This is a genomic window from Actinoplanes sp. NPDC023801, from assembly GCF_040639655.1.
In the GTDB taxonomy this organism is placed as follows: Bacteria; Actinomycetota; Actinomycetes; order Mycobacteriales; family Micromonosporaceae; genus Actinoplanes.
Map to the genome: position 1 here is coordinate 78,061 of NZ_JBFAAI010000034.1, position 18,451 is coordinate 96,511.

The following is an 18,451-nucleotide window of genomic DNA, read 5'->3' on the forward strand; positions in this document are numbered from 1 at the left end:
GTCAGGCGATCGCCGGTACGGCCAGTTCGCGGCGGGCCGGCAGCAGTGGCAGGCGCACCGACGGGGTCGGGATGCGGCCCTGTTCGTACAGCGCCGCCTTGATGACCGTCGGGTTCGGGGCGGCGAACAGGGCGCGGGACACCGCCGCCAGCCTGCCCCCGAGGTGGCGGCCCCGTTCGACGTCACCGGCTCGCCAGGCCTCGGCCAGCGCGGCGAAGGATCGCGTCTCCAGGTGGGCCGAGGCGAGGATCCCGCCGTGCGCACCGAGAGCCAGCAGCGGCCAGATCACCGGGTCGTCGCCGCCGAGCAGCGCGAACCCGTCAGGCAGGTCGGCGAGCAGCTCGACGGTCCCGGCATCGACGGCACCGGTGGAGTACTTCATGCCCACCACCCCGGCCAGCCCGGCCAGCCGCCTGATCGCCGCCACCGACAGGTCCTGACCGGTCCGGTACGGCACGTGATAGACGACCACCGGCGTACGCCCGGCGAGCTCCGCGATGTGCGCGACCACCCCGTCCTCACCGGGCCGTACGAACGGTGGCACCAGAGCCAGCGCCGCGGTCACGTCCGGCCCGGCCGCCAGGTCCATCCGTGTGCCGACCAGCAACGGGGTTCCCCGTTCCTGGCTGACACGCGCGATCACGCCGACGACGGTCTCCTGTTCGGCGGCGGTCAGCGACGACGGCTCCCCGGTGGTGCCCAGCGCCACCAGGCCGGCGGCGCCGTCGGAGAGCACGTCGTTCGCCAGTCGTTCCAGCACATCGGCAGCGACGCCACCATCGGCGCCGAAGGGAGTGATCAGTGGTACGAAGATCCCGTCCAGACTCATGCCGACCAGCCTCGTCGCTGCCCAGCATCAGGTCCAGTTCACCATTCTGAAGCCCTACGTAAGCTCTGCTTATGCTCGACGTGCGCCGCCTGCGCCTGCTGTGCGACCTTTCCCGCCTCGGTACGATCGCCGCCGTCGCGACCGCCCACACCTATACCCCGTCGGCCGTCTCGCAGCAGCTGTCCGCCCTGGAACGGGAGGCAGGTGTGCCGCTCCTGGAACGTACCGGCCGCCGGGTCGTTCTCACCGCCGCCGGCCGGCTCCTGGTCCAGCACGGCGAAACGGTCCTGGCCGCACTCGGACGCGCGGACGCCGCACTGGCCGCCGCCCGCGCCGGAGTCTCCGGCGAGCTTCGTATCGGCGCCTTCCCGAGTGCCATCCGTACCCTGCTCGCCCCCGCTCTCGTGACGCTGGGCGAACGACATACCTCCCTGGACCTGCTCCTGACCGAGCTGGATCCGGCCGACGTCCCCGCGGCGCTGCTCGACCGGCGCCTCGACGTCGGCCTCACACAGGACTACGACGTGGTACCCGCCGACATCGATCCCGGCCTGGACAGCGTCCCGCTGCTCGACGAGCCGGTCCATCTGGCTGTTCCGGCACACGTTGCCGCCACCTCGCCATCGGCCGGGTCATCGGCGTCCGAGCTCCGGACCCTGCGGGACTTCAGCGACGCCGGCTGGATCCTGGCCTCTCCCGGGACGCTGTGTCACACCGCTGCCGTACGGCTCTGCGGATCAGCCGGTTTCACTCCGCGGGCCCGGCACCGGGTGGACGACTTCGGCACCGTCCTGGCCCTGGTCGCGGCTGGTCAGGGCGTCGCGCTGGTGCCCCGGCTCGCCGCCGACAACCTCCCGCCGGGTGTTCACCTGCTCCCACTGCCCACCCGGCGCCGCACCAGGGTCGCCTTCCGGCAGGGCTCCGCGGCGCATCCGGCCGTCGCCGCCTTCATCGCCGCGCTTCCGCAGCCCGCCGGCCGCACCGCCGGGGTCCGGTAGACGCAGCGAAACGATGTCGCGGGCTGAATGGCGCCGATCAGGAGGCGGAACTCTCTGATCACACTCGGGCAGCCAGTGTGCGGCCCGCTTCGGCGGCGGCCTCGTGGGCGTTCTTGCGCATGATCGCGGCGGTCTCGGTGAAGGCGTCGAGGGCGGGGTTCACGCCGACCAGGGTGAACTCCCGCTCGATCAGGGTGAGGTCGGCGCCCCAGATGTCGCCCACGACGCGGCGCAGGTAGTCGGTGTTGTGGTCCCAGCCCGCACGGGGCGTGCCGGGGCCGTAGGCGCCACCGCGGGTGGTGAGCACCACAGCGGGCTTGCCGTCGAGGAACTTCTCGCCGTGCTCACCGCCGGCCATGACCAGGTCGATCCAGGCCTTGGCATGCTGCGAGACGCCGTAGTTGTAGAACGGCAGCGGCGAGGATCACCGCGTCCGCGGCGCGTAGTTCGCCGGCGAGTTCCCCGGCCAGCGCGACGGCGCGGTGGTGGGAGTCGCTGCGCTGGTCAGCAGGCAGGTACGCGGCCTGGATCGCGTGGGCCCAGACGTCCGCGGGCAGTGGGTCGGCGGCGAGGTGACGACGGACGATCGGGGCGCCGGAGATTTCCTTCTCCACCAGATCCGCCAGCTCGGTGCTGGCCGAGTTCGGTCCCTGGATGCTGGCGTCGATACGCAGTACGGCCATCGAGATCTCCCCATCAAAGGAAATAATAGAAATGTCGTTCAAGTACGCATGGTGGTGACTTGAACGTTCAAGAAGAAGCATGACACCGCAAGTGTTGAACGTTCAAGGGGATGGTCGCGTATTCTTTCCCGTCGTGAGCGACCCCACAGACGTCCCCTGGCTCTCCGACGACGAACAGCGCGCCTGGATGGCGCTCACGGCGGTGCTGATGAGCCTCCCGGCGGCGATCGACGCCCAGCTCAAGCGGGATGCCGGGATCAACTTCTTCGAGTACGCGATCCTGTCCTCGCTGTCGCAGGCGCCGGGCCGTGCCGTACGGATGGGAAATCTCGCCCACCTCGCGGCGGGATCGCCGTCGCGCCTCTCGCATGCCGTCTCCCGCCTGGAGAAGCACGGCTGGGTGTCGCGCCGCACCACCGTCGACGCCACCGAGACACGCAGCGTCGAGGCAGTCCTGACCGATGCCGGCATGGCAGTGGTCGTCGCCGCCGCGCCCGATCACGTACGCGAGGCCCGCCGCCTCGTCTTCGACGCGATCACCCCCGAGCAGGTCCCGCAGCTCGCCGCGATCGGCCGCCAGGTGCTGGCCGCCACCGCCCCGCACCTGTCCGCGTGCCTCGGCGAGCCCGGGATGCAGAACGCCTGCTGACCCGCCCCTGCCGTCGCACCGCACAGCACCACGCGGACCGGGGAACGGGCCGGGTCAGTGCTGGGTGACCAGATCCTGGAGGGTCCGCACGACCGTCCGGACGGCGGCTCTGTGCAGCGTCTCCGGGCGGGCCAGGATGTCGATGTGCCGGGTGGCCGGCAGGTCGGCGAGCGGCCGCAGCACCAGCCGCGGGTCCGGTACCGAGGTGAGACCGGGCAGCAGTGCCAGCGCCTCGCCCGCGGCGACGACCGACGCCGCGACCGTGAAATCGTTGATCCGGTGCCGGATGTCCAGCGGGTGCCCGGCCGACGCGGCGATGACGGCCAGCACCCCTTCCAGCGGAAACCCTTCGTGGACGCTGATCCACGGCCACGCACCCGCATCGGCGGCCGTCAGCCGTTCGCGGGCCGCGAGTGGGTGGCCGGCCGACATGGCCACGTACAGCGGCTCGGCGATCAGCCCGATGACGGTCAGCCGGTCGGCGGGCCAGAGTGGACTCTGCGCCAGGCGGTGCGCCAGCACCAGGTCGTAGTCGCCGACGAGAGCCGGGAAGTCGGCGTGGGCCACGTCCTCGTCGGCGCAGCGCACGGGCGGGCCGCCGGTCTCGGCGAGCCAGCGGATCAGCGGGGCGAACCAGGTGAGCCCGGCACTGTGGAAGGCGGCCACGCTCACCGGGGCGTCCGGCGCGTCGAGATGATCGCCGACGGCGCGGGCGGCCCGGTCGAGCGCCGCCATCACCTCGACCGCGGCGGCGGCGAGCGCCCGCCCGGCAGGGGTGAGCACGAGCCGCCGGCCGTGACGTTCCGTCAGCGGCACCCGCGCCGAGCGTTGCAGCGTGTTGAGCTGCTGCGAGACCGCTGACGGCGTGATGTGCACCGCACGGGCGACGGCCGCGACGCTTCCGCGCTCGCCGAGTTCGCGCAACAGCCTGAGGTGATGCGGATCCACAAGGCTCCACTACATCGTCGGTTCACCAGTTGGCCTCTTGTCTACCGTATCCGCGGGCCGCAGGCTTCCCGATGTGACCGGAGACCTCCTTCTGCTGGCCGTGGCGATCATCTGGGGCAGCAGCTATCTGGCCGCCAAGACACTGGTCGTCGCGGGTGGCGTGCTGTCCGTACTCGCGCTCCGGTATCTGGTGTCGATGTTCGCGATGCTGCCGCTGATGCTGCGCCGGCGCGTGCAGCGGCGCGAGCTCGGCGTCGGCGTGCTGCTCGGTGTGACGCAGGCGTCGATCCTGGTGCTCGAGACGTACGGGGTGTCGCTCACCAGCGCCACCAACGCGGGCGTGCTGATCAGCCTCACCATCCTGCTCACACCCCTGATGCAGGGCGGCCTGCCACCACGGTTCTTCCTTGCGGCGGCGACGGCCACCGGCGGCGTCGTCCTGCTGGTCGCGGGGCCCGGCCTGCGTACGCCGTCGGCCGGTGACGCCCTGATGCTCGCCGCCGCCGTGGTGCGTGCCGCGCACGTCAACCTGTCGGCGCGGCTCAGCCGGCCGTCGTACGACACGGTCACCCTGACGACCTTGCAGACCGTGGTGGGCGCGGTCGTCTTCACCGTGGCCGCGTGGCCGCTGACAACCGGCGGTTTCGGGACCGGCGAGTGGCTGGGCATCCTCTATCTGGCGCTGGGCTGCAGCGTCTTCGCGTTCGTGGTGCAGTTGTGGGCCGTGCGCAGGACGTCACCGGCCCGGGCGAGCCTGCTGCTCGGCACCGAACCGGTGTGGGCCGTACTGATCGGAGTCGGTTTCGGCGGGGAACACCTGACCGCTATCGCGCTGGCCGGCATCGCCCTGGTCCTGACCGGCGTCTACTGGGGCCAGCGGGTGGAACGCTCCGCCCGGGAACCCGGCACGGCCGGCACGGCGGCACCCGCCGCGGTCAGCGGATAGAACGTTGCGTCCGGGATTCCAGCGCACGCACCACAGCGGCCATGTCCTCGGCACCGTAGCCCGCCGCGTCGGTCTCGGCGAAGAGGGCGCGGCACACGTCCAGCAGCGGCGACACGATACCCGCCTGCCGGGCCGCGTCCACCACGAGCTCACTGTTGTAGAACACGTCGCGGATGGCCGCCTGCACCTCGAAGTCCCGTTCCCGCAGCTTGCGCCCCTTTATCCGGGAGACCGCGCTGGCCATCGGACCGGCGTCGAGGGCAGCGCTCAGCGTCGCGAGATCGAGTCCGTGCCCGCGGGCGAAGTGGAACGACTCGGCCAGCCCGGTGACCATGCTGATCAGGAACGTGTTCACGGCCAGCTTCATCAGCAGTGCCCCCGGCACGTCGCCGCAGCGCACGATCTCCCGGCACATCGGCCGCAATACGTCCTCGACCTCCGGGTTCCCACCGGCGATCATCACCACCAGGTCGGCGGTCTCGGCCGGGCCGCGGGAGCCGGAGACCGGAGCCTCCACGTACGCGCCACCGGCGCCGGCCACGTCAGCGGCGAGACCGGCCGAGTACGCCGGCGCGGTGGTGCCCATATGCACGATCGTCCGCCCGGCGACCAGCTTCGCGAACTCGCCGGTCCCCCGCCGCAGCACGTCGTCGATGACCCGGTCGTCGGCAAGCATGAGGATCACGGTCCGGGCGGCGGCGAAGACACCGGCTGGGTCGGCGGCCACCGACGCCCCGGCCGCCCGTAACGGCTCGGCCCGTTCCGGGCTACGGTTCCACACGATCAGTTCGGTTCCGGCCCGGGCCAGGTTGAGGGCCATCGGCTGACCCATGACGCCGAGCCCCACGAATCCAACGGTCACATCGCCGACGCTACGACCTCGGGGACGCGCCTCCACCGGCCAATTCCGAACCGCTGGACTGCAACGATCCCGCGGCGTCACGCCGGCCGTCGCCCGCCGATCCGCGACGACATCCACGAGGCCCTGCGGCAACGCATACGGTGTCCGGGAACAGGGTCCGGCGCCACGGTAGGTTCGCCGCATGAACGCGGAGCGAGACGAACGGATCATGACGGCGTACGCGGCGGGTGAAGAGACCCCGGGTATAGCGGCCCGGTTCGGCGTCACGACGGATGAGGTTCTTCGGATCGTGGCCACCGGCACCATGCCGCCGACCGCGCCGGCAGCCGGCAGGCCCCTGCCGGCGAAGGCGTCATCGGGGATGGCCGTGGCCGGCTGGGTTCTGCTTGTCCTGGGACTTCTGGGCCCGTGCCTGATCGGCGTCGCCTGGCTGGCGGTGTATTACCTGTCAGCCGCGGCCTGGCCGGTCGAGGCGTGGGGTGTCGGAAACGTCGCCGCCGGCTTGATCATCATCTTGCTGGGGCTTTTCGTCGTGTCGGCGGCAATCACGTTGATCATGCTCTCGCGCCGGAAGCGACGGCAGGCCGGCTCGCGATGATCGATCCGGCGGCGGACCTCACCCTGCCACGGGCGGGACGACTCAGGGAACGGCCCGCTGTTGAGCATCCGGTTGCGCCGGGGTGGTGCGCCGCCTGACGAACCGGACCACCAGCACCACGATCAGGATCGTCATGAGCGGCGCCCCGGGGAACTTCACGAATCTGGGCAGTCCTCCCCCGTCCGGCAGGACCGAGAACGCCGCGACGATGCTGACCAGCATGAACGCGTTTGTCCGCAGGGTCGTCGCGGCGAGCAGGGTGAGCGGCCAGAACACATACCAGGGGTGGAACACCGGCGAGAGCAGAACCACGGCGGCCATGGTGAGGGCGGCTCCCCGCAGTGCGGTCCGCTCCCGGTCCTCGGCGCTCAAGGTTCTGACCAACAGCACGATGAGTACGATGCAGAGCGTTACGAGGGCCAGCGCCCGCACCGCGGGCACGGCGTCGAAGCCGGGATGCACCAGCTGTCCGGCATAGGTGAGTGTCATGCCGACCGCCGTCGGCGGTGACGTGAACTGGATGACCGACGCGCTGCCCCGCATCGCCGGGATCCACCCGAAGCCGAGACCGCCGGCGACCGTGACACCGGCCAGCGCCGCCAGCGACGCCCCGCCGACGAGAAGTGCCGGCCGGGGCAGTGCGCGCAGGCAGGCGGCCAGCCTGGAAGCGGCGCGGGCCGCGGGACGGGCGGCGATCAGCACGGCGAACGGGACGACCACGACGGCGGTCGCCTTCACGGCCACCGCGAGACCGAGCAGGAGGCCGCCGGCGAGCAACGGGAGCGGGCGCGCGTCCGCCCGTACGATCAGGAAGAGGCCGGCCACCAGCAAGCCGATCATGACCGCATCGTTGTGCGGCGCGGCCAGCAGATGCGCCCCGACGAGCGGCCCGGCGAGCGCCACCCAGATCGCCCGTCCCGGCTCGATGCCGCAGCGGCGCGCCAGCGCCGGCAGGCAGGCGGCGACGGCGAGGATCGACGCGAACGTGACCAGCCGGAACACCACGATGATCCCGGTCAGCGAACCGCCCAGCTTCACCGCGGCGCCGGCGATGATCAGGAACAGCGGGCCGTACGGGGTCACGCTGTCCCGCCAGATCTCCGAGACCATCTGCACCCAGGTGCAGGGCAGAGCGTTGATCCCGTGCAGGTACGGGTCGACGCCGTGCACGAACATCTCGCCCTGGCAGGCGTAGGAGTACACGTCGCGGCTGCCCATCGGCGGCACGAACAGGAACGGCAGCAGCCAGAGCAACGCGGTCCCCGCCGCCCACCGCAGTGTCGGCACCCGATCACGGCCGGACCACCAGGCCCAGGCCTGAGCCGCGGTGCCGAGCAGCCAGAACCCGAGGACGACCGGCCCGAAGTCGCTCCGGGCGACCTTGACCGGATCGGTGGCCAGGTCGGCGCCGGGCAGTGCCCCGCCGAGCCAGCCGGCGACGGCGAGCATCAGCGAACCGGCGAACCCGAGCCAGCGGAGGAACGTCAGCGACACCGGGGCCATGCTGGGGTCACCTGATGAACGCCGGCGAACCGATCGGCTGACACTTCGCCAACGCCGCCAGTGCGGTTCTGTCGCCCCCGTACCCGGATCCATAGCCGTCGAGCTTCGCGTATCGAGGCAAGCCGGTGCCTGCCGGGGTGGTACGTGTCACCGCACGACGCGGTATTCGAGGTGCGTGACCAGCGACGCGGAGCGGGATCCGATCTGTTCCAGGTCGAGCGGCGGCACACCGTCGAACAGGCTGCTCGGCCGGGCCGTCACCGAGCGGCTTGCCGGCGCTGAGGTCGTCGCCGGTGACGAAGCCGTCGACCGAGACGGAGAGGGATGCGAAGACGAAAGCCATGGCTCTGCCCTTCCTCGAACCGCTTGCAGATTGCAACCGACGCTAAACTACAATCGGTTCAGGAGGAACGGGGAGACGATGCCGAACACCGAAGAGCACCGGTCCGGGTGCCCGATCAACCTCTCTCTGGAGGTGCTGGGCGACAGATGGTCGCTCCTGGTCATCCGGGACATGATGTTCGGCAACCGGCGGCACTTCCGCGCCCTGCTCACCGGCTCGGACGAGGGCATCGCCACCAACATCCTGGCCGACCGCCTGCACCGGCTCACCGAGGTCGGCATGATCACCTCGGTTCCCGACCCCCGGCACAAGCAGCGCATCCTGCTCAGCCTGACCGAACCGGCGATTCAGCTCGTGCCGGTGCTGGCACATCTCGGCGCCTGGGGCCGCCGGCACCTGCCGGTCACACGGGAGCTGGCCATCCGTGCCGAACTGCTCGAACGCGGCGGACCGGAGCTGTGGGAACGGTTCATGGACGAGTTGCGGGTGCTGCACCTCGGCGCCCCGGGCACTCCGGGGGCGCCCTCGGTCCTCGCCGAGCTGACCGCCGCGTACGAGGCCGAGATGGCGCGGTCGCAGGCCCCGGCGACGTGACACCCTGACGTGGACCGCCGCCATACCGGTAGCTTGCTGGCATGCATCCCCAGGTACAAGCAGCGGTTCCGGTCGTCTACGTGCGCGATCTGGAACTCAGCCGCGCCTTCTACGCACGGTTCGGATACGGCGAACAGCGAGCGGGCGGCGAGAGCGACGCCCGCTGGTGCTATCTGCAGTGCGGCGAACACACGCTACTGCTGGCCTGCGTTCAGCCCTTGCTGATCCAGGTCGAACTCCCCCTGCTGATCTACCTGTACGTCACGGATCTCACCGTCGTGCGCCTGAACTTCGAGCAGGACGGCTACGACTTCGAACTCGTGGGCTACCCGGATCACGCGCCCGGGGGTGAGATGCGTACCCGTGACCCGGACGGCAACGTCGTACTGATCGGCCAGCGCACTGCCGTGCCGGCGAGCTCCAGGCTCGCACCCACCGTCTCACAGGCACGCTCCTCCCTGATCAAGCAGGCGGCCGAGGCCATCCATCGCCGCGGCGGAGCACCGTCCTCCTGCCAGGTTCCCGGCACCGACGGCAGCCACTGCACCCATCCGGCGGAGGTCAAGCTCGCCGATTCGTGGGGCTCGACGGTCTGGAGCTGCCTGTCCCACGCGGACGAGGCGTTGATCAACGCCTCGGGCGCGTTCATCGCCACCGAGGACGCCGGAGGACTCGGCCCCTGGCTGAGCAGGCGCCGCCCTCAGTCGGGCGGCTGACTCCCGCCGATCGCCGCCGCGGCGGACCGGGTCCGGTGTGCATGTCGACCACCGGACCCTGTCCCGGGCTATCGGACGAAACGGATCTCCGGGAATCCGGGATGCGGAGCCCTGAGCAGCCAGCCGTCCCGGCCCCGCAGGTGCCGATCGAAGAAGGCCCGGAGGTACGTGCGCTGGACCGTGACGCAGCGGCGCGGGTCGAGGGTGCCGATCTGCTCGGCCACCTGCTCCGGAGTGAGGCCGAGCACCGGCGCGGCCTGCGGATAGAACACCTCGCCGTCGTTGAACGAACCGTGGGTCGTGCCACTCAGGCTCAGCTCCCGTCGCCACCCCCGCTGATTCGCCCAGAACGCGTCCCAGGTGGGATCCTCCGGCCCGCTGCCGTGGTCACTGCTCAGCAGCAGGAACGGCCGCCCGGAGCCCGCGACGGCCGCAGCGCCGACGAACGTGCCGTCCATGTTGACGCCGGCCCGGACCCGCGGGTCGCTGTGCATGGTGGCCGCGGCGGTGCTCCCGCCGAGGGAGTGACCGAACATGCCGACCCGGGTCAGGTCGAGGGCGCCGCACAGACCGTCCGGGAGCGCGCGGTTCGCGGCGTCGGGGTTGCGGCCGGCGTCGATCGCGGCCAGCTGGTCCAGGACGAACCGGGCGTCTGCCTCGCGGACCGCGGCGGCCTGCGTGATGACCGACTCGTCGATGTCCGGCGGGATCATCGCGACCTCGATCCGTCCGTCGGGGAACTCGACCTCGGACGCGTCATGGGTGTGGTCGATGGTGACCACGATGTAGCCGTGCGAGACCAGCTCCTCGACCAGCACGGTTCCGGTGCCACGGCCGCCACCGAGACCGGGCGAGTAGAGCACCACCGGCCGGCCGCCCCGCAGGCGGTCCACCGGCGCCCCGGCCCGGGCGTGCGTGTCCGTCGCCCGCACCATGTCGGCGGGGAAACCGAACACCTCGGCGAAGTGCGGCACCGCGCCGGGTGACAGCCACGGCGCCACGGGGTGGCTGCGGGTGTCCCGCGCCGGGTACCAGATCTGCACCATGATCTCGCGTACCGGGCGGGACGGCACCCAGGGGTCCGTACGCGTGCGGTCGATCAGATGAAGTGAGACGGTGCCGAGGCGTGCCGGTCCGGTCGGCGGGGGCAGGACGATCCCTCCGGCTCCCGTCCGGCGGAGAGACCGGCCGTAGGCGGCGCCCGGCGCGGCGACCAGGCCGAGCCCGGAGGCAAGCACGGCGGCTGTCAGCAGCTGGCGACGGCGTAGTGGCTGATCGGTGGGCTTCTTCAACATGGCGATCACGCTGCCCGCCACCGATCGCGCTGTCGCCGGGGCCGCCCGCCGGTCCGTGGTGGGGTTATCCTCACCCCGCGCCGGAGCGACCCTCATGGCCGCCGCGCCGCACGATGTCTACCTTGATCACGTGACCTCGACAGATGCGGCCCGTAGCGGCGCGATATTCACCGCCCTGGGCACCCTGTGGCCGGCGGGTGGCGCGCGCGCCACCGCCCACACCATCGCGGGGCTGCCGGCCGGTGCGGTGTCCTTCCTGTTCGCCTGCGGCCTGCCGGCCGGTCTCGTCTACAGCGCGGTGTGGAGCCTGCTGTACGCACCGGCCGCCGACCGGGTCCGGACGATCGTGCTCGTCGTCCTCGCCGTGGTCGTCCCGCCGTTGGTGCTGCTGACCGTGCCGTGGCTCACCGCACTGCAGCGCCGGCGGTTCCGCGGGCTGCTCGGCATCGAGATCCCCGCGGCGCGCCGGGACGGGCGGCGGCTCCGTGACATGGGCGCGGCCGGCACGTGGCGGCAGCTCGCCTACCACGTGCTGTCGCTGTTCACCGGCGTGTTCGGGGCCGCCGTGGTGATCGCCCTCTGGTTGTCCGGTGCCGGAACGGCGGTGGCCCTTCTACTTGGCCTGGCCGGCGCCCGGGACAACGGATGGCCGCCCGGCACCGGCGCGGCGCTGCTCGCCGCCGTACCGGCCGTGCTGGTCGCCGCCCCCTGGGTGGCGCGGTACGTGGCCCGCGCCGACACCTCCCTGGCCCGGGCGCTGCTGGGCCCCAGCCGCAACGAGCGACTGTCCGGCCGGGTGGAGTCGCTGTCGCGCAGCCGGGCCGACATCGTCGCCGCGACCGACGCCGAGCGCCGCCGGATCGAACGCGACCTGCACGACGGCGCCCAGCAGCGGCTGGTCTCCCTGGCGATGAACCTCGGCATGGCCCGCGCCGGTCTCACCGATCTGCCCGGACCGGCCCGGCAGGCCATCGAGGCCGCCCACGACGAAGCCACCCAGGCCCTCACCGAACTGCGCGAGTTCGTCCGCGGCCTGCATCCGGCCGTGCTCGACGACCGGGGCCTCGACGCTGCCCTGTCCGGCATCGCCGCCCGGGCCCCGCTGCCGGTGCGGGTGACCGTGACGATGAGCGAGCGGTGCTCGCCGGTCGTCGAGGCGATCGCCTACTTCGTCGTCTCCGAGGCTCTCACCAACGTCGCCCGGCACGCCGGAGCCACCCGGGCGGAGGTCACCGTCGACCGCACCGGCGACCGGCTCCGCGTCGCCGTCACCGACGACGGCCGTGGCGGTGCCACTCTCGGCGCCGGCGGCACCGGGCTGCGCGGGCTGGCCCAGCGTGCCGCCTCGGTCGACGGGACCCTCACCGTTCTCAGTCCGGCCGGCGGGCCGACGACGATCACCGTGGAGTTGCCATGCGAGTCGTGATCGCGGAGGACTCGGTCCTGCTGCGGGCGGGTCTCACCAAACTGCTCACCGACGGCGGGTTCGATGTCGTCGACGCCGTGCCGGACGCGGCACAACTGCTCGAAGCGGTCGCACGGCACCGCCCCGACCTGGCTCTCGTCGACGTGCGGATGCCACCCACCCACACCGATGAGGGCATCCGGGCCGCCCTGGTCATCCGGCACGAGTATCCCGAGATCGCCGTCCTGGTCCTGTCGCAGTACGTCGAGGAGCGTTACGCCACCGACCTGCTGTCCGTCCGCACCAGCGGGGTCGGGTACCTCCTCAAGGACCGGGTCGCCCACGTGCCGGACTTCCTCGACGCGCTGCGCCGGGTGGCGGCCGGAGGCACCGCGCTCGACCCCGAGGTGGTCGCCCAACTGCTCGTACGGCACCGGACCGACCCGATCGACCGGCTCACCCCGCGCGAGACGGAGGTTCTGCGACTGATGGCCGAGGGCCGCTCCAACAACGGCATCGCCGACGCGCTGAAGGTCAGTCCCAGTGCCGTCGAGAAGTACGTGAGCAGCATTCTCGCCAAACTGGATCTGCCTCCCACCGACGCCGACCACCGCCGGGTCCTCGCCGTCCTGAAGTACCTGCGCGCCTGACCCCTTCATGCCACCGAACCGGCTCGATCGGCGCCGATCACGTCGGCCGGTGGACGACAGTCGAAAGACGGTCAGCAGGAGTGGTCAGAAAGTGGCGGTGATCTGCTCCGGGGACAACCGGGAGTCGGCGATCAGGACGGTGATGTCCCTGGTCAGCGGCGTGCCGGGTTTGATCTTCAGAGGATCCTCGTAGGCCAGGGCAGCGCAGACCCCGTTGTAGTCGCCGGTCCGGGCGAACCAGCGGTCGGCTCCGGACAGGCCGGTGAAGACGAGGGTGTACGCGTCGTCGACGGTCAGTGCCAGCCACGGATCGGTGGAGCCGTGGGGTTCGGCGCCGGACGGGGTGAACGCCACGGCCCGGCCGGAGGTGGCCCGCCAGAAGAAGCCGCCGTAACCCGCTCCCCCGGTCCGGCCGTTGGTGGCGGGGCTGCCGATCGTCACCTCGGCCTCGCCCGGCGTGCTCAGGGCGTACGAGAAGGAGAGCCGCCAGCCGTGCGGTGCGGGACCGGCGGTGACCGACCGCTGTTCGCGCAACAGGAGGCGGCCGTCGGCGTCGCACCACCGCAGGTTCTCGGTGAAGCCGCCGGGGACCGGCGTGCGGCCGTCGGACAGCACCCGCCCGTGGTCGTCGCGCCAGACGTAACCCTCGTCGCGCACGTAGGTGCGGCCGCCCCAGACGTTGACGCCGTCGACGTCCTGCATGGTCACCGAGACGCCGAGGTGCCAGGGGTGATCCTGCGGGAATTCCTCGGTGACGACGGCGCCGCCCAGTGTGCGGACCGGGTGCAGGTAGGGCCGCGGCGCGAGGCGGATGTCGACCTCGGGAGTGGCCGCATAGGTGGCCACCGGCGTGCTGTCCACGTGCAGCTCGGTCATCCGGTCCCCTCATTACAGGAAAGCGCTTTCCAGCAGCCTAGTGGCAGGGGTTTCACGGGTGCAAGTGGGAGGCGCCAGGAGCGGCCGGGTACGGATTTAAGGAAAACCAAAGAAAGCGGTTGCGGAACCGCGGCTACCTTGGTTCCGGAACAGCGAAAGGTTTCCACCGATGGGCAACTCAGAAACGGCGACGGCAATCGACGTCCGTCGTGGCGACCACTACGCCGGCCGGTCCCGTGAGCAGCGTGAAGCCGACCGGCGGGACCGGATCGTCGCCGCGGCCGTGCACCTGTTCGCGACCCGGGACTACGACGGCGTCACGATCGCGGACGTCTGCGCGCACGCGAAGGTGTCGAAGCGCTACTTCTACGATCACTTCGCCGATCGGGAGGACCTGCTGCTGGCCGTCCACCGGGAGCAGAACGACTGGCTGCTCGACGCACTGTTCGCGATGAGCCCGCCGCGTCCGGCAACCGTCGAGGACCTGCTGCAGCCGGTGATGCGGGCGCTCGTCGGGCTGCTGGCCGAGCATCCCGAGCAGGCCCGGGTGATCTATGTGAACGCGCCTCGGATGGAGCTGCGGCGGCGCGGCCTGCTGCGGGCCGAGGCGGCCCTGTTCGGACGGTTGCTGCGGCCGTTGCTGCCCTCGGCGGGTGACGGGACCCGCTTCGACCGGATCATGCTGGCGCTGGTCGCGGGCATCTCCGAGGTCATCATCGAGTGGGTGGGCGACGGGATGTCCGCGCCGGCCGACGAGTTGGCCGACCACCTCAGCGGGCTCGCGGTGGCGATGCTGGAGAGCGCCGCGGCGCCGGGCGGCCGGTGACGACCGCCCGGCACCGAACCGTCGCTGACGGCGCGGCGCCACGCGACGGCGCGGGCCCGCCGGGAGCGGACCTTCTCAATGGATGCGGCGGAGACGGTTGAGGGCGGTCTGAGCCACCACCACGACGGCGAGGAAAGCACCACTGATCACTTGCTGCCAGTTGCTGTTCAGGTTGCCGACCTGGTTGATCATGTTCTGGATGACACCGAGCAGAAGCACCCCGGCGACGGTTCCGCCGATGCTGCCCGCGCCCCCGGTGAGCAGCGTGCCGCCGATGACGACGGCGGCGATCGCGTCCAGCTCCATGCCGGCGCCCAGGACCGTGACGCCCGAGCCGAGCTTTGCCGCGTTGATGGCTCCGGCAAGGCCGGCCAACAGCCCGGACAGGACATAGACCCCGAGTTTGGTACGCCGGACCGCGACACCCATGAGTCCGGCGGCGTCCTCGCTGCCCCCGACGGCGAACACCGACTGCCCGAACCCGGTACGGGACAGCGCCACCATACCGATCAGTACCAGGAACGCGGCCAGCCACACCTGATGGCCGACGCCGAGCAGCGATCCGGTGCCGAGCGAGCCGAACGCGTCGTTCCCGACGACGTAGGTGGTGGAGCCCTCGTCACTGATCGCCCGCATCAGTCCGCGGGCGCCGAGGAGCGCGGCGAGGGTGACGATGAAGGGCGCCATCCGGGTGTACGCGATGAGCAGCCCGTTGAACAGCCCGATGCCCCCGCACACGGCAAGCGGCACGAGCACCGCCTGGACCACGCCGTAGGAGGAGGCCCAGGCCGCGAGCACCCCGCCGAGCACGTAGAGCGACCCGACCGACAGGTCGATGCCGCCGGTCAGGATCACGAACGTCATGCCGAGCGCGATCAGCATCGGCGGCGCGGCCGCGACCAGGATCGTGCCGGCGTTGTCGAGGCTGCGGAAGTCGGGGAACACGGCCAGCGCCACGAGCGTGACCGTGACCAGTACGGCGAGCGCGCCCTGACGCTGGACGAGCCCGACGATCCGGTCGGTGCGATCGGCCCGGCCGGCACCGCGTGGCCCGGTGGAGGCGGTGGCCGGGACCCCGGCGTTCAGGGTCTTCATCGGGTCTTCCTCTCACGGGCCACGTAGACGGCGACCAGGATGATGACGGCCTGCGCCATCTCGGCCGTCGACGGGCCCAGATCGTGCTTGATCATGGTGGCGATCACAAGCTGCATCAGAATCGCGCCGGCGACGGTGCCGACGACCTTGACCTTGCCGCCGGTGAGCGGGGTGCCGCCGACGACCACCGCGGTGATCGCGGACAGTTCGATGAGCAGTCCGACCGCGGACGCGTCGCTCGACTGGATGCGGGCCACCGACAGCAGGCCGGCGATCGAGGCGAGTACGGCGCACGCCACGTAGACCGTGATGAGCACCCGCTTGACCGGGAGGCCGGCAAGTTCGGCGGCCGGCCGGTTACCGCCGACGGCGAGCAGGCGGCGGCCGAACACGGTGCGGCGGACCACGAACGCGACGACCAGCACCAGCGCCGCGGCGATCCACACGAGAACCGGCAGCCCGAACAGGTCACCGGCACCCAGGTGAAGCATGTCCGGGTTGCGGATGTCCTTCAGTTTCCCGTCGGAGATCACCACGGCGAGGCCACGGCCGCCGACGAACAGGGCGAGGGTGGCGACGATCGGCTGCAACCCGACGCGGGCCACCAGCAGTCCGTTGATCAGGCCGACGGCCAGGCCGGCGACCAGCGAGGCGAGGATCGCCGCGACCACGCCGTAGCCGAGATAGAGCGGGATGAGAGCGGCGGCCAGCGCCATCACCGAACCGACCGACAGGTCGATGCCCTCGGTGCCGATGACCAGGGCCATGCCGAGAGCGACGATGACGATCGGCACGACCTGGATCAGCTGGATCCGCAGGTTGCTCATGGTCAGGAAGTAGGGGGTGAACACTACGTTGTACGCGATCAGCAGGGCGATCGCGAGGTATACGCCGTAGTCGGGCAGCCATCTCCGTACCCGCGAGAGGTTTGCGGGTTTGCTCGTGATGGTCGAAGTGGTCATGCGGGACTCTCCGGTGCGGCCGCGGCGATGCTCGCCATGAGGTCTTCGGTGGTGACCCGGTCGCCGGTGAGATGGCCGACGACCGCTCCGTCGCGCAGCACGACCACCCGGTCGGAGCCCTCGACGAGTTCCTCGGCGTCGGAGGAGACCAGGACGACGCCGAGTCCTTCGGCGGCCAGTTCCTCGATCAGGCTCTGCACCTCGGCCTTGGCGCCGACGTCGATACCGCGGGTCGGCTCGTCCAGGAGCAGGACCTTCGGCCCGGTGGCGAGCAGCCGGGCGAGCAGGACCTTCTGCTGGTTGCCGCCGGACAGGTCACCGACGCGCTGGTCCGGGCCGGACGCCTTGATCCGCAGCCGGGTCATGTACCGCTCGACGATCTCGTCGATCCTCGCGTCCGAGACGATGCCGAACCGGCTGGTCCTCGAGAGGACGGCGAGAGCGATGTTGTCGCGTACGGAGAGACCGGGGACGATGCCCTCGGCCTTGCGGTCCTCGGGCTGGACCGCGATCCCGGCCTTGACCGCGCGTTCGGTGGTGGGCCGCTTCAGCGTGACGCCGCCGACCTCCACGGTCCCGCTGTCCAGCGGGTAGGCACCGCCGATCGCCTTGATCGTCTCGCTGCGGCCGGCGCCGAGCAGGCCGCCGAGTCCGACCACCTCACCGGGCCGCACGTCGAAGGTGACGTCGTGGAGCTTGGTGCGGCTGGTCAGCCCCCGGGCACGCAGGACCGGCCCGGCGCCTTCCGGGGTGTCGTGGTCGCCGCCGAACTCGGTGAAGCCCTGCCGGCGTACCTCGGACATCTCCCGGCCGAGCATGAGCGACACCAGTTCGATGCGTTCCAGGTCGGCCAGCCGGCCGGTGTGCACCAGTTTGCCGTCACGCAGGATGGTGACCGCTTCACAGATCTCGTAGAGCTCGTCCATCCGGTGCGAGACGTAGACGATGCCGATGCCCTGGCCGTGCAGGCGGCGGATGACCGAGAAGAGGGTCTGCACCTCACGCGGCTCGAGCGACGAGGTGGGTTCGTCCATGATGACCACGCGCGCGTCGATCATGACGGCGCGGGCCAGAGCGACCATCTGCTGGACACCGAGCGGCAGGGTGCCGAGGCGGCGGCGGACGTCGGCGGTGACACCGTACTCGGTGAGGATGTCGCGGGCCTGGCGTTCCATCCGGCCGCGGTCGATCATGCCGAGGGCGTTGCGGGGCTCGCGGCCGAGGAACAGGTTCTGGGCCACACTCATCAGCGGGATGAGGTTGACCTCCTGGTAGATGGTGGAGATCCCGGCGCGCTGGGCGTCCGTCGGAGCGGCGAACGAGCGGGGTTGTCCCTGGTAGCGGATCTCTCCGCGGTCCGGCCGGTAAACGCCCGTCAGGACCTTGATCAGCGTCGACTTGCCCGCCCCGTTCTCCCCGACGAGGGCGTGCACCTCCCCCGGCTGCAGGGTGAACGAGACCCCGTCCAGCGCCTTGACGCCGGGGAATGTCTTGGAGACGTCGACGACCTCGAGCAGCGCCATCCGGCGACCGCCTTCCTTGCTGCGGGCCCGGGGGGCGGGCCCCCCCCCCCCCCCCCCCGGGGGGGGGGGGGAGGCCGCGCGCAGGGGGGGGGTGGGGTTGCGGGGGGCTGTTGCCCCGAGGGGGTTTATTTATTGAAGGGCCCCCCCCGC

General features: G+C 71.1%; 20 protein-coding genes. 9 read left to right on the top strand and 11 right to left on the bottom strand.

Annotated elements, in window-relative coordinates:
* Position 1 precedes the first annotated feature (1 nt).
* Entirely contained in the window at positions 2 to 829 is an 828-nt protein-coding gene (locus tag AB0G04_RS38155) for a dihydrodipicolinate synthase family protein (protein ID WP_360993534.1), read from the bottom strand.
* Between the two features lie 71 nt (positions 830 to 900).
* Here AB0G04_RS38155 and AB0G04_RS38160 point away from each other — a divergent pair, with 71 nt between their 5' ends.
* On the top strand, positions 901 to 1,827 hold the full coding sequence (locus AB0G04_RS38160) for a LysR family transcriptional regulator (protein ID WP_360993537.1): 927 nt from the start codon (positions 901 to 903) through the stop codon (positions 1,825 to 1,827).
* 58 nt (positions 1,828 to 1,885) lie between these two features.
* On the opposite strand, the gene AB0G04_RS38165 is transcribed toward AB0G04_RS38160, so the two are convergent.
* Together AB0G04_RS38165 and AB0G04_RS38170 are read right to left on the bottom strand one after the other, a co-directional pair.
* Complete coding sequence (locus tag AB0G04_RS38165) at positions 1,886 to 2,185, bottom strand: hypothetical protein (RefSeq protein ID WP_360993540.1); 300 nt, start codon at positions 2,183 to 2,185, stop codon at positions 1,886 to 1,888.
* Positions 2,172 to 2,510, bottom strand: a complete 339-nt coding sequence (locus AB0G04_RS38170; RefSeq protein ID WP_360993543.1) for a hypothetical protein — start codon at positions 2,508 to 2,510, stop codon at positions 2,172 to 2,174. Before AB0G04_RS38170 ends, AB0G04_RS38165 begins: the two co-directional genes overlap by 14 nt.
* Positions 2,511 to 2,643: 133 nt before the next feature.
* Between AB0G04_RS38170 and AB0G04_RS38175 the strand changes: the two genes are divergently transcribed.
* Positions 2,644 to 3,159 carry a MarR family transcriptional regulator gene (locus AB0G04_RS38175; protein WP_360993546.1) on the top strand — a complete coding sequence of 172 codons (516 nt, stop codon included), beginning with the start codon at positions 2,644 to 2,646 and terminating at the stop codon, positions 3,157 to 3,159.
* Between the two features lie 54 nt (positions 3,160 to 3,213).
* Here the strand turns inward: AB0G04_RS38175 and AB0G04_RS38180 are convergent, their stop codons facing one another.
* Positions 3,214 to 4,107 carry a LysR family transcriptional regulator gene (locus AB0G04_RS38180; RefSeq protein ID WP_360993548.1) on the bottom strand — a complete coding sequence of 298 codons (894 nt, stop codon included), beginning with the start codon at positions 4,105 to 4,107 and terminating at the stop codon, positions 3,214 to 3,216.
* Between the two features lie 73 nt (positions 4,108 to 4,180).
* Between AB0G04_RS38180 and AB0G04_RS38185 the strand changes: the two genes are divergently transcribed.
* Positions 4,181 to 5,053, top strand: a complete 873-nt coding sequence (locus AB0G04_RS38185; RefSeq protein WP_360993550.1) for an EamA family transporter — start codon at positions 4,181 to 4,183, stop codon at positions 5,051 to 5,053.
* Here AB0G04_RS38185 and AB0G04_RS38190 read toward each other — a convergent pair.
* The gene (locus AB0G04_RS38190; RefSeq protein ID WP_360993553.1) at positions 5,043 to 6,221 is read right to left on the bottom strand and encodes an NAD(P)-dependent oxidoreductase; all 1,179 of its coding nucleotides are present in this window, start codon (positions 6,219 to 6,221) and stop codon (positions 5,043 to 5,045) included. The genes AB0G04_RS38185 and AB0G04_RS38190 overlap by 11 nt on opposite strands.
* Between AB0G04_RS38190 and AB0G04_RS38195 the strand changes: the two genes are divergently transcribed.
* Complete coding sequence (locus AB0G04_RS38195) at positions 6,124 to 6,513, top strand: cell division protein CrgA (RefSeq protein ID WP_360993556.1); 390 nt, start codon at positions 6,124 to 6,126, stop codon at positions 6,511 to 6,513. The genes AB0G04_RS38190 and AB0G04_RS38195 overlap by 98 nt on opposite strands.
* Positions 6,514 to 6,555: 42 nt before the next feature.
* Here AB0G04_RS38195 and mptB read toward each other — a convergent pair whose 3' ends face one another.
* A complete protein-coding gene (mptB, locus tag AB0G04_RS38200; RefSeq protein ID WP_360993558.1) occupies positions 6,556 to 8,007 on the bottom strand; it encodes a polyprenol phosphomannose-dependent alpha 1,6 mannosyltransferase MptB in 1,452 nt (483 codons plus the stop codon).
* Positions 8,008 to 8,437: 430 nt separating this feature from the next.
* Here mptB and AB0G04_RS38205 point away from each other — a divergent pair, with 430 nt between their 5' ends.
* Positions 8,438 to 8,953, top strand: a complete 516-nt coding sequence (locus tag AB0G04_RS38205; protein WP_360993561.1) for a helix-turn-helix domain-containing protein — start codon at positions 8,438 to 8,440, stop codon at positions 8,951 to 8,953.
* A 41-nt stretch (positions 8,954 to 8,994) separates the two neighbouring features.
* Positions 8,995 to 9,669, top strand: a complete 675-nt coding sequence (locus tag AB0G04_RS38210; RefSeq protein WP_360993564.1) for a VOC family protein — start codon at positions 8,995 to 8,997, stop codon at positions 9,667 to 9,669.
* 68 nt (positions 9,670 to 9,737) lie between these two features.
* On the opposite strand, the gene AB0G04_RS38215 is transcribed toward AB0G04_RS38210, so the two are convergent.
* Positions 9,738 to 10,964 (bottom strand): hydrolase, encoded by a 1,227-nt coding sequence (locus AB0G04_RS38215; protein WP_360993567.1) that lies wholly within the window; start codon positions 10,962 to 10,964, stop codon positions 9,738 to 9,740.
* Between the two features lie 130 nt (positions 10,965 to 11,094).
* On the opposite strand from AB0G04_RS38215, the gene AB0G04_RS38220 reads away from it, so the two are divergent.
* Positions 11,095 to 12,390 (top strand): histidine kinase, encoded by a 1,296-nt coding sequence (locus AB0G04_RS38220; RefSeq protein ID WP_360993570.1) that lies wholly within the window; start codon positions 11,095 to 11,097, stop codon positions 12,388 to 12,390.
* Positions 12,378 to 13,019 carry a response regulator transcription factor gene (locus tag AB0G04_RS38225; RefSeq protein WP_360993573.1) on the top strand — a complete coding sequence of 214 codons (642 nt, stop codon included), beginning with the start codon at positions 12,378 to 12,380 and terminating at the stop codon, positions 13,017 to 13,019. The genes AB0G04_RS38220 and AB0G04_RS38225 overlap by 13 nt, the downstream gene beginning before the upstream one ends.
* Before the next feature lie 84 nt (positions 13,020 to 13,103).
* Here AB0G04_RS38225 and AB0G04_RS38230 read toward each other — a convergent pair whose 3' ends face one another.
* Positions 13,104 to 13,895, bottom strand: a complete 792-nt coding sequence (locus AB0G04_RS38230; protein WP_360993576.1) for a PmoA family protein — start codon at positions 13,893 to 13,895, stop codon at positions 13,104 to 13,106.
* A 169-nt stretch (positions 13,896 to 14,064) separates the two neighbouring features.
* On the opposite strand from AB0G04_RS38230, the gene AB0G04_RS38235 reads away from it, so the two are divergent.
* Positions 14,065 to 14,721 carry a TetR/AcrR family transcriptional regulator gene (locus tag AB0G04_RS38235; protein ID WP_360993578.1) on the top strand — a complete coding sequence of 219 codons (657 nt, stop codon included), beginning with the start codon at positions 14,065 to 14,067 and terminating at the stop codon, positions 14,719 to 14,721.
* Between the two features lie 75 nt (positions 14,722 to 14,796).
* On the opposite strand, the gene AB0G04_RS38240 is transcribed toward AB0G04_RS38235, so the two are convergent.
* The 3 genes from AB0G04_RS38240 to AB0G04_RS38250 are packed head-to-tail and all read right to left on the bottom strand — an operon-like array spanning position 14,797 to position 18,301.
* A complete protein-coding gene (locus AB0G04_RS38240) occupies positions 14,797 to 15,816 on the bottom strand; it encodes an ABC transporter permease (protein ID WP_360993581.1) in 1,020 nt (339 codons plus the stop codon).
* Positions 15,813 to 16,778 carry an ABC transporter permease gene (locus AB0G04_RS38245; protein WP_360993584.1) on the bottom strand — a complete coding sequence of 322 codons (966 nt, stop codon included), beginning with the start codon at positions 16,776 to 16,778 and terminating at the stop codon, positions 15,813 to 15,815. The genes AB0G04_RS38240 and AB0G04_RS38245 overlap by 4 nt, the downstream gene beginning before the upstream one ends.
* Complete coding sequence (locus AB0G04_RS38250; RefSeq protein WP_360993587.1) at positions 16,775 to 18,301, bottom strand: sugar ABC transporter ATP-binding protein; 1,527 nt, start codon at positions 18,299 to 18,301, stop codon at positions 16,775 to 16,777. The genes AB0G04_RS38245 and AB0G04_RS38250 overlap by 4 nt, the downstream gene beginning before the upstream one ends.
* Positions 18,302 to 18,451: the final 150 nt, after the last annotated feature.

Coding starts and splice junctions, on each gene's coding strand:
- AB0G04_RS38155 (WP_360993534.1), bottom strand. CDS start 829: ATGAGTCTGGACGGGATCTTCGTACCACTGATCACTCCCTTCGGCGCC.
- AB0G04_RS38160 (WP_360993537.1), top strand. CDS start 901: ATGCTCGACGTGCGCCGCCTGCGCCTGCTGTGCGACCTTTCCCGCCTC.
- AB0G04_RS38165 (WP_360993540.1), bottom strand. CDS start 2,185: ATGGCCGGCGGTGAGCACGGCGAGAAGTTCCTCGACGGCAAGCCCGCT.
- AB0G04_RS38170 (WP_360993543.1), bottom strand. CDS start 2,510: ATGGCCGTACTGCGTATCGACGCCAGCATCCAGGGACCGAACTCGGCC.
- AB0G04_RS38195 (WP_360993556.1), top strand. CDS start 6,124: ATGACGGCGTACGCGGCGGGTGAAGAGACCCCGGGTATAGCGGCCCGG.
- AB0G04_RS38190 (WP_360993553.1), bottom strand. CDS start 6,221: ATGGTGCCGGTGGCCACGATCCGAAGAACCTCATCCGTCGTGACGCCG.
- AB0G04_RS38205 (WP_360993561.1), top strand. CDS start 8,438: ATGCCGAACACCGAAGAGCACCGGTCCGGGTGCCCGATCAACCTCTCT.
- AB0G04_RS38210 (WP_360993564.1), top strand. CDS start 8,995: ATGCATCCCCAGGTACAAGCAGCGGTTCCGGTCGTCTACGTGCGCGAT.
- AB0G04_RS38215 (WP_360993567.1), bottom strand. CDS start 10,964: ATGTTGAAGAAGCCCACCGATCAGCCACTACGCCGTCGCCAGCTGCTG.
- AB0G04_RS38225 (WP_360993573.1), top strand. CDS start 12,378: ATGCGAGTCGTGATCGCGGAGGACTCGGTCCTGCTGCGGGCGGGTCTC.
- AB0G04_RS38230 (WP_360993576.1), bottom strand. CDS start 13,895: ATGACCGAGCTGCACGTGGACAGCACGCCGGTGGCCACCTATGCGGCC.
- AB0G04_RS38235 (WP_360993578.1), top strand. CDS start 14,065: ATGGGCAACTCAGAAACGGCGACGGCAATCGACGTCCGTCGTGGCGAC.
- AB0G04_RS38240 (WP_360993581.1), bottom strand. CDS start 15,816: ATGAAGACCCTGAACGCCGGGGTCCCGGCCACCGCCTCCACCGGGCCA.
- AB0G04_RS38245 (WP_360993584.1), bottom strand. CDS start 16,778: ATGACCACTTCGACCATCACGAGCAAACCCGCAAACCTCTCGCGGGTA.
- AB0G04_RS38250 (WP_360993587.1), bottom strand. CDS start 18,301: ATGGCGCTGCTCGAGGTCGTCGACGTCTCCAAGACATTCCCCGGCGTC.